We start from the raw sequence: 14,983 nt of genomic DNA on the forward strand, positions 1-14,983 counted from the left end.
CTTGCACCGAGGCAATCACCCAAGCTGTCAGGTGACGCGGAACGTTCCCGTCCCGAATGCACAGATTTCTCCATGATCCAGCCGGGCATACGCCATCGTCGTGACCGATTTGCGAGATGCGTGAACCAGCTCGGCGGTGACGGTAATCCGCCCTTGCTCGGCTTTGGTCACATAATTCAGGTTCAGGTTCGTCGTGACGACGCTAGCCTCCGGTTTGGCGATCATCGCCAGAAGCCCCATGGCCGAATCGATCAACGTCGCGTGGACGCCGCCATGGACAATGCCGATCAAATTCAGATGGTGCGGACGGATGTCCAGGGTCATGACGACCCTGCGTTCGTTCGCCTCATCCACCCGGCAGCCCAGGTAATCGACGAACGAACCGACCGCGGCTTGATTCCACAGCTCCAGACGCTGCCGCAGCTCTTCTGAATCCGCTTTCATATTTAACGACCTCCCGTTCATGTCGACGCGTTATTTTGTCCCCGGGGGACTTCAGCCCCTCGTTACTTTGCTTGCGGGGGGATCTGGCGTTCCGCTTCTTCCTCTACAAGCTTACGGCGCAGCACTTTGCCCGCCAGCGTCTTGGGGAGACTGTCGCGAAACTCGTAAACCTTCGGCACCTTGTAGGCAGCCAATTTCTCCTTGCACCAGCGCTTGATTGCCTCTGCGTCCGGAGACGCGCCTTCCTTCAGCACAATGTACGCCTTGACGGTCTCGCCACGGTACGGATCGTAAATTCCGGCCACGATCGCCTCCTCCACGTCCGGATGCTCGAACAGCACTTCCTCGACTTCGCGCGGATAGATGTTATACCCGCCGGCAATGATCAAATCCTTGCGGCGGTCCAGGATATAGAAGAAGCCGTCTTCGTCCATCCGCCCCAGGTCGCCGGTCAGCAGCCAGCCGTCGCGCAGCGTCTTGTACGTCTCCTCCGGCCGGTTCCAATACCCCCGCATCACCTGCGGCCCACGCACGGCAAGCTCGCCGATTTCGCCGACCGGAACTTCCTCAAGCGTGTCCGGATGCACAATCATCGCGTCGGTGTCGGGAAAAGGGATCCCAATCGACCCGCTCTTCCGCGTCTCCCAGATATTGTTGGCGTGGGTGACGGGCGAAGCTTCGGTCAAGCCATAGCCTTCGATCAGCTTCCCACCTGTCACTTCCTCGAACCGGGTTTGAACCTCCAGCGGCAGCGGTGCCGCACCGCTAACGCACACATTGATCGAGGATAAATCGTACCCTGCGATATCCTTGTGGTTAATGATGGCCACGTACATCGTCGGCGCGCCGGGGAAAACCGTCGGCTTCTTGTGATGGATCACCTGCAGCACCTGATGGATGTCAAAACGCGGCAGCATCAGCAACGTCCCGCCCAAAGCGACCGATTGATTCAGTAACACCGTCATTCCGAACACATGAAAAAAAGGAAGCGCGGCCAAATACTTCTCTTTCCCCAAACGGGAACGGTAGAACCAGAGCTGATTCTGAATCGTGTTGGCCACCAGATTCATATGCGTCAGCATGACGCCTTTGGCAAAACCCGTCGTTCCGCCGGTATACTGCAACAAAGCCAAATCCTGCTCGGGATCGAGTTCGACGCGGAACGGTTCCGGGCTTCCGCCGGTGAGGAATGCCGGGAAGGCGAGCAGCCGATCGGTATAGTTCAAATGAGCGGCCATGCCGTCTTTCTTGGCTTTGATCGGATACAGGAGGTTCTTGGGAAAAGGCAGATAATCCTTGATCGATGTGGCGATGATGTAATCCAGCGGTTGCAGCTTCGTCGCCGTTCTCACGCGTTCGACGAGCGGGTCAAGGGTGACCATGACGCGTGCGCCGGCATCACTCAGCTGATGCTCCAGTTCCCTGGGCATATACAGCGGATTCGTCATCACTGCAATGCCGCCCATCAGCAGGGTACCGTAATACGCAATCACCGCCTGCGGGCAGTTCGGCAACATGATGGCTACCCGGTCTCCCTTGCGAATGCCCAGCTTCCGCAGGGCATTCGCAAACCGGTACGTCTGTTCCAACAAAACGCGATACGTCATTTTCTTTCCCATGAATTCCAGAGCCGTAACTTCGGGATACCGATCGGCGGAAAGTTCCAGGAAATGAGCGAGATTATGCTTTGGATAATCATAGGTGGGCGGTACTTCAGCGGGATAAAACTTCAGCCAAGGTTTCCTTGTCATACGCCTGCCTCCCAACCTCGCAATTTTTACAAAACGTATCTCTCCGCCTGAATCACTTTGGAGGCGATTTGCCGTTTTAATGACAGCGTATTCACGGCCGAACGCTTTGTCAATTTTTTGAGGATGGACAGCTGAGTGCGCAGCAGATCCCCTTGTTCCATGTAGCTTAACACTTCCTTGGCCCAAGCTTCGATTTTGCTGAATTCTTCATGGATGAACGCGCGGGTCATGGCGATCGGAAGCTCCGCCTTGTCTTCGCCGGCACGCGCGATCAGCTTCTGTGTACGAAGCAGCGCGCTTTCCATCGCGTAAATGACGATCATCATATCCGCCAAATGGCTCAGCACCTCCTGCTCGCGTTCCAGTTTCAACTGATATTTCTGCACAGCCTGGGCCCCGGCCATCAGGAAGATCTTTTTGGACATGGACAGCAGATGCGCTTCCTCCTCGAGCGTCCCTTCGAACGTCCGGCTTGGCATCGGCTCCATCAGCTCCGCTTGCAGCTTCTGTGCGGCGGAAAGCAGCGGCAACTCCCCTTTCATCGCGCGTTTCACCAGGCTGCCGGGGATCAGGAGACGGTTGATTTCGTTCGTGCCTTCAAAAATCCGGTTGATCCGCGAGTCGCGATAAATCCGCTCGATCCGGTATTCTTGCGTAAATCCATAACCACCGTGGATTTGCACCCCTTCGTCCGAAACAAAATCCAGCGCCTCGGACCCGAACACTTTGTTGATCGAGCATTCCAATTGATATTCAGCAATCGCCTTGGCCGATTGATAACCTACGTCGGCACTGCCGTGGTCTACGTCGGCCAAGCCGACGTCAAACAGGCCGGCGGTGCGGTAAACCATACTTTCTAACACGTATGTGCGCGTATTCATCTCCGCCAGCTTTTTGCCGATCAGCGGGAACGACGAAATTTTTTGACCGAACTGGGTGCGTTCATTCGCGTATTTCGCTGTGTACTCGATGGCGTCCTTGGACGAGCCAAGACATCCCGCCGCCAATTTGAAGCGCCCGATATTCAGGATGTTAAAGGCGATCAAATGGCCTTTGCCCACTTCCCATAGGAGGTTGTCGACCGGTACCTTCACGTCCTCCAGAATGAGAGGGCATGTGGATGAGCCTTTAATCCCCATCTTTTTCTCCTCCGGTCCAATGCTGACTCCCTCCATGCTCCGCTCAACGATAAACGTGCTGAAGTCCGTGCCGTTCACTTTGGCGTAAACGATGAACACGTCGGCGAAACCGGCGTTGGTAATAAACTGCTTGGTGCCGTTCAACACATAATGAGTGCCATCCTCCGACAACACGGCCGTCGTTTTGGCGCCTAGCGCATCGGACCCCGAGGAAGGCTCCGTCAGGCAATAAGCCGCGAGCAGCTCGCCCGTCGCCAGCTTCGGCAAATATTTCTGCTTCTGCGCTTCGGTCCCGAAGTAGACGATCGGCAGCGTCCCGATCCCGACATGGGCTCCAGCCGAAAGCGCAAACGAGGACGCTTTGGTCAGCTTCTCGCTGATCAGCGTCGTGCTGACCTTATCAAGTCCCATGCCGCCGTAGCTTTCGGGCACGTCAGCGCCGAGCAGCCCCACTTCGCCCGCTTTGCGCAGCAAATCGGCAGTCAACTCATAGTTCAGATGCTCGATCTCCTCGTCCCGCGGAAGAATTTCCGTTTTTACAAATTCCTCCGTCGTCTCCCCGATCATCCGCTGTTCTTCGTTGAAGTCCTCCGGGGTCACGACCCGAGTGTAGTCGATGTCCGCGATGACGAAGCTGCCGCCTGCAATTTTCTCCATCGTTTCGTTGCTCATGCGATCCTCTCCTTCATTAATTAATGGGATGAACTTCTAATACGCCGGCCGCCCCCATGCCGCCGCCAATACACATCGACACGACTCCGTACCCGCCGCCCCGGCGACGCAGCTCGTGGATCAGCGAAATGGACAGCTTCGTGCCGGTGCAGCCCAATGGATGCCCTAGGGAGATCGCGCCGCCGTTTACATTCACTTTGTCCTCGTCCAGACCCAATTCACGGATCACGTGCAGGCATTGGGAAGCAAAAGCCTCGTTGATTTCGAACAGATCCACATCGTCCCGCGTAATGCCGGCTGCCGCAAGCGCCTTCGGAATCGCCTTCACAGGTCCCACGCCCATCAGCTCCGGCTCTACGCCGGCCACGGTGAAGGAGCGGAACGTAGCCAATGGTTGAAGCCCCAGTGCCTCGGCTTTCTCCCGGCTCATGACGACGACGGCCGCCGCCCCGTCGTTCATCGGGGAGGAGTTCCCCGCGGTCACGGTACCGCCTTGCTTAAAACTCGGTTTCAGCTTGGCCAGTGCCTCCAGGGTCGTGTCGCCGCGCACGCTTTCGTCGGTGTCGAAGACAAAGCGCTTCACGTTGACTTTCCCGCGCTCATCCAAGCTGCGGTGTTCCGCCTCAAACGGAACGATCTCCTCCTTGAACTTGCCTTCGGCGATGGCCCGGGCCGCTTTAAGATGCGAATTCAAGGCGAAACGGTCCTGATCCTCCCGGGAGACGCCAAACCGCTCGGCGACGCGTTCCGCCGTATGGCCCATCGCCATGTACGCCTCCGGCATCTCGGCTACGATCCGCGGATTCGGCGACACCTTAAAGCCGGTCATCGGCACGTGGCTCATGCTTTCTACCCCGCCGGCGATCAACACGTCGGCCTGACCCAGCATGATCCGCTCCGCCGCGAAAGCGATCGCCTGCAGTCCGGACGAGCAGAAGCGATTGATGGTAAGGGCCGGCACCGTCACCGGGAAACCGGCGTATAACGCCATAATGCGCGCGAAGTTTAGCCCCTGCTCGCCTTCCGGCATCGCGCAGCCGATGATGATGTCCTCGACATCCGCTTTGCTTAGCCCGGGAGCGCGCTCCACCGCCGCATCCAGCACGATCTTGCCCAAATCGTCGGCACGCGTTTGGGTCAGGCTGCCTTTTTTGGCTCTCCCCACCGCCGTTCGTGCTGTCGATACGATTACAGCTTCTTTCATCGTAGACTCACTCTCCCTCTCGATTAGTTGCGCAGCGGTTTGCCTTTGCTCAGCATGTGCTGCATGCGCTGACGCGTCTTCGGCTCCCCGCATAAGCTCAGGAACGCCTCGCGTTCCAGGTCAAGCATGTATTGCTCCGTCACGAACGTTCCCGCCGGAACGTCGCCGCCCGCCAGCACATGGGCCAGCTTGTTCGCGATCAACAGATCGTGGTCGCTGATGTAGCCGCCTTCGTGCATACCCAGCGCGCCCAATTGCAACACCGCTTTCCCTTCGGAGCCGACGACGCGGAACTTTGTTTCCGGAATCGGCTCATACCCGCTTCCCGCCAGCTTCAGCACAGCCTGCTTCGCCTCATAAATCGTATGGTCGGGATTCAGCACGACTCGGTCGGTCTGTTTTAAGAGGCCTAATCGTTTGGCATCATGGCCGCTGCTTGAAACCGTGGCGGTGCCCACCGTTTGGAAGTATTGGTTGATATAAGGCTGGACATCGGCATCCGCGAGGGACGCCTGCTGACTGGCCCGTAGCGCCAGTTCCTTGCAGCCTCCGCCCGCAGGGATCAGACCCACGCCGACCTCGACGAGCCCGTAATACGTTTCGGCGGCGGCGATCACCTGATCGGCCGGCATGCACGCCTCCACTCCGCCGCCCAGCGTCATGCGGTGCGGCGCGGCGATCACCGGCTTCTCGAACCGTTTCAGCCGGTACATCGTGTTCTGAAACAGACGGATGATGTCGTCGATTTCATCCCATTCCTCGTCCTGCGCCTCCATTAGAAGCAGCATGAGGTTGGCGCCTACGCAGAAATTACGGCCCTGGTTGGCGATGACGAGGCCTTCGAAGTTGTCGCGCACCTCGTCCATGCTGTGCGAGATCATCTGCAGAATATCCGCGCCGATCGCATTGTTCGGCGAATGAAACTCCAGGCAGGCCACGCCGTCGCCGAGGTCGATCAAGCTGGCGCCGCTGTTGCTGCGAACCACTTGGTTCTGCGCCTTCAGATCGCGAAGCGAGATCTGTTCCGGCGGGAGCTCCACTGGCGCATATCCACCAACCGCGGCCTGGAAGAGGGAGCCGCCGTCTTTTTTATAGAACGAGGCATTCCCCCGTGCAATCCAATCTTTAACCCAGGCCGGTACCGTCAGCCCTTCCGCCTCCATCTTCTCGACCGAGCGGATCAATCCGATGGCGTCCCACGTTTCGAACGGGCCTAGCTCCCAGTTGAAGCCCCATTTCATCGCCTCATCGATTTCGCGGATGCTGTCGGCGATTTCGCCTAGCTTGGCGGCGGAATAGATCAACACTTGCTTAAGCACATCCCAGGCCAACTGCGAGTAGCGGTCTGGGGTACCGAGCAGCGCTTTCGTTTTGGCGGCGGCGCCTTTCGCCAGCTTGGCGGCTTCCAAAGAAGCGGACGCCACCTTACCCTGCGGGCCGTAGTCCATCGTCTGGAGATTCAAGGAAAAAATCTCGCTTCCCCGGTCCCCTTTGATTTTCCGGTAAAAGCCCTGCCCGCTCTTCTCTCCGAGCCAGCCGCGGGAAACCATTTCCTTAAGCGATTCCGGCGCGGCAAACACTTGCTTCTCCGCCTCCTCCGTCACATTGGCATACACGTTATCGGCCACATGCAGGAACGTATCAAGTCCGACCAGATCCAAAGTGCGGAAAGTGGCGCTTTTCGGGCGGCCCATCGCCGGTCCGGTGACCGCATCCACTTCTTCGACGGTATACCCTTTCTCCGCCATTTCGCGCAGCGTCACCAGCAGCCCGTAAGTGCCGATGCGGTTAGCGATGAAATTCGGCGTGTCTTTGGCGAGCACGACCGTTTTGCCCAGCGTACGTTCGCAGAAACGGCTTAAGCTTTGGACCAGCTCCGGGGCGGTCGTTTGCCCGGGTATGATCTCCAGCAGCTTCATGTAACGCGGCGGGTTAAAGAAATGCGTGCCGAGAAAATGCCGCCGGAATTCCTCGGACCGGCCTTCGGCCATCGCGTTAATCGAAATGCCCGACGTGTTCGAGCTGACGAGGGTTCCCGGTTTCCAGTGGCGCTCCACCTGGGCTAACAGCTGCTGCTTGACTCCGGGGTTCTCGACGACGACCTCGATGACCCAATCCACATCGGCAATCAGCGGCAAGTGATCCTCCAGGTTGCCGGGCGTGATCCGCTCGGCGAAAGCGTTGTCATAAAGCGGGGCGGGTTTCGTCTTGGCCAGTCCGGCAATCGCCGCCGTCGCGAGGCGATTGCGCACCGATAGATGGTCGAGCGTCAGCCCGGCGGCCATCTCCGCGTCGGTGAGCCGCTGCGGGACGATGTCGAGCAGCAGGCAAGAGATGCCCACGTTAGCCAGCTGGGCGGCGATGCCGGAGCCCATGATGCCGGAGCCGATGACGGCTGCTTTCCGGATCGGTTTGTTCATTTGAACTACCTCCTATGACATTGGGATTTCATTGAGTTAAAGCGGGGACCGGATCGGCCGCCTGTTCGCCAAACACGGACAGCTCCAGAATTTCGGCAATATCCCGTGCCTTCACTTGGCCGTCCACTTCCTTGAGTTTCGTGCCATCCTCCAGCATCGTCAGGCAGTAAGGGCACGCGCTGCTGACCATGCTGGGACGGACCTCCAGCGCTTGTTCGGTACGGGCCAAGTTGATCCGTTTGCCGGCGGTTTCCTCCATCCACATCAGCCCGCCGCCGGCGCCGCAGCACATCCCGTTCTCCCGCGACCGGGCCATCTCGATCAGCTCCACGCCGGGCACGGCCTGCAGCACCTCGCGAGGGGCGTCATAAACGCCGTTATACCGCCCGAGATAGCAAGAATCGTGATAGGTGACCCGTTCGCTCACCCGGTGGGTCGGCTTCAACCGCCCTTCGCGGATCAGTTGCTCCAGCAGCTGCGTATGGTGCAGCACTTCCACCTCCTCCAGACCGAATTCGGGGTATTCGTTTTTCAACGTATTAAACGTATGCGGGCAAGCGGTGACGATTTTGCGCACCCCGTACCGTTGGAACGTCGCGATGTTCTCCTGGCACAGCTGCTGGAACAAGAGCTCGTTGCCCATCCGGCGCGGCGTATCGCCGGAGTTGCGCTCCTCATTGCCAAGGATGGCGAAATTGACGCCCGCTTCGTTTAAGAGCCGCACGAACGCGCGCGTGATTTTGCGGCTGCGCAAATCGTAGGAGCCCATCGATCCGACGAAGAACAAAATGTCGAAAGCCGGATTCTCCTTGACCGTCGGTACGGGGATGCCCTCCAGCTCGCCGGTCCAGGCGGCGCGGTCGTTGCGGCTGATGCCCCAAGGATTGCTTTGGCGTTCGATGTTCTGCATCGCGCGCTGCCCTTCCGCAGGCACGCTGCCCTGCATCAACACCAGATGACGGCGCAGGTCTACGATTTTGTCGACGTGTTCGTTGCCGACCGGACATTGATCCTCGCAGTTGCGGCACGTCGTGCAGGACCAGATTTCCTCTTCGGTCATGACGTCGCCGATCAGCTCAAGCTCGGTTACGGCTTTGTCGTGGGAGGCCGGCTGCCAGGCCGCCTTCTGCCAATCCAGCGTCGGGCGGATGTCGGTAATGCCCGAAGCGCTATCCCAGGCCGGTGCGGCGTGCCCTGCACCGGCCGCCACCGCATGGACGCCGGCGGAGCCGAACACATTCGCCGGCACCCACGGCGATTTGCCCGTTACCGCGGCGCCCTTCTCGGTGAGATGATCACGCAGCTTCGTGATCAGATGCATCGGCGACAGCGTTTTGCCGGTGCTTGCCGCCGGGCAGACGCTGGTGCAGCGGCCGCATTCCACGCAGGCGTAGAAGTCGAGCATTTGCTTTTGCGTGAAGTCTTCGATGTTGCCCACGCCGAAGCTTTCCGCTTCTTCGTCCTCGAGGTCGAGGCTCTGCAGCCGGCCATGCGGTTCGCGGCGGCGCAGCCAGATGTTGATCGGCGCGATGATGAGATGAAAGTGCTTCGACTGGGGGACGTAAACGAGAAAGGACAACAGGATCAACAGGTGCAGCCACCAGAACACGTAAAAGACGGCTTCCGCAGCGGCGGCAGGCAGCCCGGCGAATGCGGCGGCGATGGCCGACGAGACCGGAGCGTACCAAGAGAACTCAAGCCCCATCCAGACGCGCTCGAAAGCCAGCGACAACAGGACCGAAACCATTAGGGAATAAATAAAGATCACGACGATGCCGGGTTTCCAGCCCTTCTTCAAACGCGGTAATTTCTCGATATAACGGCGGTAAGCGGCGTACCCCATCGCGAGGAGGATCGCCAGCGCGGTAAACTCCTGGAACCACCCGAACAGCTCGTAAGCCGGCAGCGGCAGGTGGCCGCCGCGCGACAGCCCTTTGACAATCAAATCGATCGCCCCAAACTGCAGCACGATGAATCCATAGAACACAACGACGTGCATCAAACCGCTTTTCCGGTCCTTGAGCAGCTTCTTCTGCCCGAACACCTGCGACCAGAATTCGCCCTGGGCTCCTCCGCGCCTGGCGCGAAAATCGGTCGGCCGACCAAACCGCAGATAAAGAAACCGGCGGTATACGGCCTGATAGAACGCAAACACGGCGTATCCCGTGACGGCCGCAAACAGCAAAGTGTTCAGCGTTAGCCAAAACGTGACCATAATTCGAACGACCCTCCTTCATGGCATTTTTTTTCATAGGAGAAATGAATGTCGGATGATGGTTCATTTAGTTAGAGATATTCGGCAGGATTTAGTGGTACATGCAGTGGAGAACGTTGGTTGCTGCGATTGAGATGGGTGATTTAATAGGACAACAGTGGTAAGCGTTTACAAGCTGAGGTTTAATTAAAATCTTAAGGATTGAATCTTGACAACCGGTGCGTTGTTCCCCTAAGATTAAGAAAATGAATGACGGTTCATTCAGCTGGTTTAAATTTTAGCATTGAGGTGGCCCGATGACAAGTAGGAAACAGGAAAAATTTGAAATGATTTTGGATGGGGCAGAAAAAGTCATTGCGGAGAACGGGTTTCACGGCTCCCAGGTGTCTAAAATCGCCAAGGAGGCCGGCGTTGCGGACGGTACGATTTATTTATATTTCAAAAATAAGGAAGATATCCTAATCTCTCTCTTCCAAGATCGGCTGGGCAAACTGGTCGAGCTGTTCCATCAGAGCATCCGCGAAACGAACACGGCCGAAGAAGCGCTGCGTAAAGTGTGCGAAATCCACTTCACCCATCTGGAGCAAAACGTCAATTTTGCTTACGTCACGCAAATCGAGTTGCGGCAAAGCTCCCTCGAACTTCGTAAGGCCATCGGCCTCGCCGTGAAGCCCTATATCACGCTGATTGAGCATATCTTGAGAAGAGGGATCGAGGAAGGATCCTTTCGTACCGACCTCGATACGAAGTTATCCCGGCAGTTGATTTTCGGAGCGCTGGACGAAGTCGTCACCTCCTGGCTCATTTCCGGGATGAAATATTCCCTCTCCGGCCAAGTGGAGAACACCGTGGATTTTTTCCTGCGCGCGATGAAGAAGTAGCTCCTCTATTTCGCATGTACGCATGTATGAGTTTATGAGTTCTAACGCTTATGTCAATCGCTAACCGGTCTCATAAACCGAACGTGCGGCATGTAACGCTTGTCAGACAGCTTATTTTGGAGTTTTCATGCGGAAGATCGCGGCATCCGATCCAATAGCGTGACTGGCAAGCGTTAGTTATGACAAGTCCTGCTTTTAGCCCAAATAAGCCCGTTGGTAAGCGTTAGCGCCTATGCCAAGGTTCAGACGCGCTCATTTTATCATGCCCCATTCTACTTTTACCCTCGAAAGGAGTTGGCAAGTATGCATGTGGTTGTCATCCTGAAACAAACCTTCGACACGGAGGAAAAAATCGTCATTACCGACGGAAAAGTGAGCGAGGACGGCGTCAAGTTCGTGATTAATCCTTACGACGAATATGCGGTGGAGGAAGCGCTGCGCCTGAAAGAGGCCCATGGCGGCACCGTGACGGTCGTGTCGGCGGGGCCGGAAAGAACGGCCGAGGCGCTGCGCACCGCATTGGCCATGGGAGCAGATGAAGCCGTGCGGATCGCCACGGAGGCGATCGATACGGACGAATACGGCATCTCCCGCCTGCTCGTCGCTTTCCTGCAAACGCTGAACTATGACCTCATCTTGGGCGGCAATTTCTCGGTCGACAACGGGGCAGGTCAAGTCGCCGTGCGGATCGCCAAGCTGCTTGCTCTCCCCCACGTCTCGTCGATTACCGGGCTCGCCGTGAACGGGGACCGAGCCACCGTCGTGCGGGATGCCGAAGGCGACGCCGAGACGCTGGAGCTGATGCTGCCCGCCGTCATGACGGCGCAACAGGGCTTAAACGAACCGCGTTATCCTTCGCTCCCGGGGATCATGAAGGCCAAGAAGAAACCGTTCCGCGAGTTGTCGCTGGCTGATCTGGGACTAAGCGAAGACGAGATCACGCCGAAAACGCAGCGGCTCGGCCTCTCCCTGCCGCCGGCACGCCAAGCCGGCAAGCTGCTGGCCGGCTCGCCCGCCGAGCAGACGGCGGAATTGGTTCGGCTGCTGCGCTCCGAAGCGAAGGTCATTTAAATCTGAAGGAGGCGTTAATCATGAGCAAAACGTACGTGGTGATCGTCGAAACGAAGGACGGCAAGCTTCGCCAGGTTTCTTTGGAAGCGCTTCATGCCGCTAACCTGCTGCGGGAGGAAGGCGATCGGCTTGCGGCCGTGCTGCTTGGTCATCAAATCGATGATGCGGCAGCCGAGCTGGCCCGGTATGTAGATGGCCAGGTGTTGGTGCTGGATCATGCCGAGCTCCAAGCTTACCAGCCGGAGCTCGCCTTTGAAGCGGTGATTCAGGCCCTGGCCGCGCTGCCGGACGAACCGAACGTGATCCTGCTCGGTCATACGGCGATCGGCCGCGATCTCGCCCCCCAGCTTGCGGCTCGGCTCGCTTGCGGGCAGATCTCCGACGTTACGGCCGTAACCAAGGTCGGCGGCGGCATTTCATTTACGCGTCCGCTCTATGCCGGCAAAGCCTTTGAGCGAAGAAGCCTGGCGGAAGACACCGGAATCGTGACTCTCCGTCCCAACAACCTCCCCCCTGCTGCCCCGGCTGCTGCCACGGGCACGGTCGTCCCCTTGGAGTTCGCCCCGCCTTCGCCTCTGCACGCGATCCTTAAGGACGTGGTGCGTAAAGTGTCCGGCAAGGTCGATCTCACCGAAGCGAAGATCGTCGTGTCCGGGGGACGCGGCGTCAAAAGCGCCGACGGCTTTAAGGTGCTGGAAGAACTGGCGGACAGCCTTGGCGGGGCCGTCGGTGCCTCCCGCGGAGCCTGCGATGCCGGTTACTGCGACTACGCCCTGCAGATCGGTCAGACCGGCAAGGTGGTCACGCCGGAAATTTATATCGCCTGCGGCATCAGCGGCGCGATCCAGCATCTCGCCGGCATGAGCCAGTCGCGGATCATCATCGCCGTCAATAAGGACCCCGAAGCACCGATCTTCAAGGTCGCCGATTACGGCATCGTTGGGGATCTATTCGAAATCGTCCCCTTGTTAACCGAACAGTTCAAGAAAATCCTCGCTGGACGTCCCTCCTAAGAAACAAATGCCTGCATCGCGCGATGCAGGCATTTTAACGTTTGGACTCAATAGAACAATTGAAAAAATGACCGCAACAACGTACCTAGGCCCCCCGCTTTTTTACGGACTTTTCGCGGTCGCTTAGGAACGGCCATCCCCCTGAAGCAGCCGGGGCCGCCGGGTCTTTTCAACGACTGATGGAACTCTCTGATCTCTCTTTCCCTCCGGTATAACTCCTCGTAACTCATGGAACAACCTCCTTGCCTGCAGGGCCGGTAACGCCCGCCCTTTTGGATATTTCCATTATCTGCTTCAAAAGCAGGAAGAAAAAGAGTATACTATTCCAAAGTCATTTCCCCTTTTACAAAATGGAGGTGCGTGGGAATGTTGACCGCAGAGCGTTATATGGCGCTGCTTAATCATTATTCCGAGGGGGGCGGCGATTCGGCGGAGCCCCGCGAAGTCGAGGTGGCGCTGGAGGATTTGACGAAGCTGTTTCACTGCACGGAGCGGAACGTAAAGCTGATTATTCGCAAGCTGCAGGAGGAAGGCCTGATCGAGTGGTCGCCGGGACGAGGGCGAGGACATCGCTCCCGTTTGATTTTTCGGGCGAACCGGGAAAACTTCTTGATCGACCTGGCCCAAAAGCTGGCGGAAAAAGGGGAATACCGGTCGGCATTCGAATTCCTTCACCAGCACGAAGAAGACAAAAACGCACGGGAGCGGTTCATTCAATGGCTGAATGACCAGTTTGGGGCGGAAAAACAGTTGGCCGCAGGCCAAAGCTGCCGGGACATCTTTCGCCTGCCGGTGTACAAAGCCCCGCTAACGCTGGATCCAGCGCATCTGTTTTACGGCTTCGATTCCCATCTCGTACGGCAAATCTTCGACCGGCTGGTTCAATACGACCAAACGAAGGGCCAGGTCACCGGCATGATCGCCCATAACTGGGAACATGACGAGACCGGTACGTCGTGGACGTTCCATTTGCGCAAAGGCGTGCGTTTCCATCACGGAAAAGAGCTCACCGCCGAGGACGTCGTCTTCACCTTTTCTCGGCTGCGGGAGAATTCGGCCAACAGCTGGTTAATGTCGACCGTACTCCGGATCGAGGCGATTGACGCGCGAACCGCCGTGTTCACGCTAGATCAACCGAATTGGCTGCTTCCCCGCCTGCTCTGCTCCTCCTGCGCTTCCGTCCTTCCCGCCGATTTGCTCGGCAAGGACGAAACGGCCTTTTGGCAGTTTCCGAGCGGCACCGGCCCTTTCCGACTCGCGCATTGGAGCCCGAGCCGGATGGAACTGGAGGTGCATGCGGGGTATTTTCTCGGTCGACCTTATTTGGACGGCGTTACCCTGGTCTTTCTGCCCGACGATATCCCGAATTCCTCCAAGCTCAAGTGGGAGCAGCTGATCGTGAACGATTCGCGGGTTCCCGCGCGGGCCGGCGACGATTGGAAACGCATCGAGACGTTAAGCCGGGGCTGTAGCCTGATCTCCTGGAACCGCAATCGGCTTGGTCCGCAGCAATCGCTTGCCTTTCGGCAGGCGGTGAACCTGGTGATCGACCGCCCCGGGATGATCCGGGCCTCGGGTAAATCCGGTTATCCGGCGCGCAGCTTCCAACCGACCGATGACACGACGCTGGGGATCCACCGGCATGACCCGGCAGCCGCCCGTCAGTTGCTGGAGGAATCGGGATATACCGGCGAGCCGATCCGCCTGGCCGCCCATCATCTCGAACGCGAGGAAGCGGAGTGGATTCAATCGCAATGCGCCACGATCGGGATCCCGGTCGAAGTCGTGTACCATAGCAAAGCCGAGATGGCGAGATCGGCCGCTCGGGAATCCGATGCCATTTTGATGTGCCTCGTATTCGCCGAGGACGAGGTGTGCGAGCTGGAGAGCTATTTGCAGGAGGACAGCTTCATTCGTCTGCATATGCCGCCGGAGCTAAGCCGTTGGGTGTTCGGCATCGTGAATGAGGTTTTTGCGTCCGGCAGGCCGGAGAAACGTAGGGCGTTGCTGCAACAAATCGAATTTCGGCTGCAGGAAGAGGCGCAGGTCACCTTTCTGGTTCACAGCATGTTGAACACGTACGTCCACCCGTCCATCCGCGGACTCGTGATCAACAACCTCGGTTGGATGGACTTCAAGGACATTTGGCTGACCTCGGCGCTGACGGCGGGAT

General features: G+C 58.0%; 10 protein-coding genes. 4 read left to right on the top strand and 6 right to left on the bottom strand.

What is annotated here, in order from left to right:
* Positions 1–27 precede the first annotated feature (27 nt).
* The 6 genes from MJ257_RS15415 to MJ257_RS15440 all read right to left on the bottom strand — a co-directional run bounded on the left by MJ257_RS15415 (position 28) and on the right by MJ257_RS15440 (position 9,845).
* Positions 28–444 carry a PaaI family thioesterase gene (locus MJ257_RS15415; RefSeq protein WP_240270076.1) on the bottom strand — a complete coding sequence of 139 codons (417 nt, stop codon included), beginning with the start codon at positions 442–444 and terminating at the stop codon, positions 28–30.
* 62 nt (positions 445–506) lie between these two features.
* The gene (locus MJ257_RS15420) at positions 507–2,195 is read right to left on the bottom strand and encodes a long-chain-fatty-acid--CoA ligase (protein WP_240270077.1); all 1,689 of its coding nucleotides are present in this window, start codon (positions 2,193–2,195) and stop codon (positions 507–509) included.
* A 26-nt stretch (positions 2,196–2,221) separates the two neighbouring features.
* Positions 2,222–4,006 (bottom strand): acyl-CoA dehydrogenase FadE, encoded by a 1,785-nt coding sequence (locus MJ257_RS15425; RefSeq protein WP_240270078.1) that lies wholly within the window; start codon positions 4,004–4,006, stop codon positions 2,222–2,224.
* 16 nt (positions 4,007–4,022) lie between these two features.
* Positions 4,023–5,210 (bottom strand): acetyl-CoA C-acyltransferase, encoded by a 1,188-nt coding sequence (locus MJ257_RS15430; protein ID WP_240270079.1) that lies wholly within the window; start codon positions 5,208–5,210, stop codon positions 4,023–4,025.
* A 23-nt stretch (positions 5,211–5,233) separates the two neighbouring features.
* Complete coding sequence (locus MJ257_RS15435; RefSeq protein WP_240270080.1) at positions 5,234–7,630, bottom strand: 3-hydroxyacyl-CoA dehydrogenase/enoyl-CoA hydratase family protein; 2,397 nt, start codon at positions 7,628–7,630, stop codon at positions 5,234–5,236.
* 28 nt (positions 7,631–7,658) lie between these two features.
* Positions 7,659–9,845 (bottom strand): (Fe-S)-binding protein, encoded by a 2,187-nt coding sequence (locus MJ257_RS15440; protein ID WP_240270081.1) that lies wholly within the window; start codon positions 9,843–9,845, stop codon positions 7,659–7,661.
* Between the two features lie 296 nt (positions 9,846–10,141).
* On the opposite strand from MJ257_RS15440, the gene fadR reads away from it, so the two are divergent.
* The 4 genes from fadR to MJ257_RS15460 all read left to right on the top strand — a co-directional run.
* Positions 10,142–10,726, top strand: coding sequence for a fatty acid metabolism transcriptional regulator FadR (gene fadR, locus MJ257_RS15445; RefSeq protein WP_240270082.1), 585 nt, complete (start codon positions 10,142–10,144; stop codon positions 10,724–10,726).
* A gap of 303 nt (positions 10,727–11,029) precedes the next feature.
* Positions 11,030–11,797, top strand: coding sequence for an electron transfer flavoprotein subunit beta/FixA family protein (locus MJ257_RS15450; protein ID WP_240270083.1), 768 nt, complete (start codon positions 11,030–11,032; stop codon positions 11,795–11,797).
* Positions 11,798–11,817: 20 nt separating this feature from the next.
* The gene (locus tag MJ257_RS15455) at positions 11,818–12,810 is read left to right on the top strand and encodes an electron transfer flavoprotein subunit alpha/FixB family protein (protein ID WP_240270084.1); all 993 of its coding nucleotides are present in this window, start codon (positions 11,818–11,820) and stop codon (positions 12,808–12,810) included.
* 366 nt (positions 12,811–13,176) lie between these two features.
* Positions 13,177–14,983: SgrR family transcriptional regulator (locus tag MJ257_RS15460; protein ID WP_240270085.1), on the top strand; the 1,807-nt coding region annotated here is incomplete at its 3' end.

Source organism: Paenibacillus timonensis (assembly GCF_022427145.1).
Lineage (GTDB): Bacteria > Bacillota > Bacilli > Paenibacillales > Paenibacillaceae > Fontibacillus > Fontibacillus timonensis.

Bases quoted from the DNA above. Each gene is read 5' to 3' on its own strand.
- MJ257_RS15415 (WP_240270076.1), bottom strand. From the start codon at position 444: ATGAAAGCGGATTCAGAAGAGCTGCGGCAGCGTCTGGAGCTGTGGAAT.
- MJ257_RS15420 (WP_240270077.1), bottom strand. From the start codon at position 2,195: ATGACAAGGAAACCTTGGCTGAAGTTTTATCCCGCTGAAGTACCGCCC.
- MJ257_RS15425 (WP_240270078.1), bottom strand. From the start codon at position 4,006: ATGAGCAACGAAACGATGGAGAAAATTGCAGGCGGCAGCTTCGTCATC.
- MJ257_RS15430 (WP_240270079.1), bottom strand. From the start codon at position 5,210: ATGAAAGAAGCTGTAATCGTATCGACAGCACGAACGGCGGTGGGGAGA.
- MJ257_RS15435 (WP_240270080.1), bottom strand. From the start codon at position 7,630: ATGAACAAACCGATCCGGAAAGCAGCCGTCATCGGCTCCGGCATCATG.
- MJ257_RS15440 (WP_240270081.1), bottom strand. From the start codon at position 9,845: ATGGTCACGTTTTGGCTAACGCTGAACACTTTGCTGTTTGCGGCCGTC.
- fadR (WP_240270082.1), top strand. From the start codon at position 10,142: ATGACAAGTAGGAAACAGGAAAAATTTGAAATGATTTTGGATGGGGCA.
- MJ257_RS15450 (WP_240270083.1), top strand. From the start codon at position 11,030: ATGCATGTGGTTGTCATCCTGAAACAAACCTTCGACACGGAGGAAAAA.
- MJ257_RS15455 (WP_240270084.1), top strand. From the start codon at position 11,818: ATGAGCAAAACGTACGTGGTGATCGTCGAAACGAAGGACGGCAAGCTT.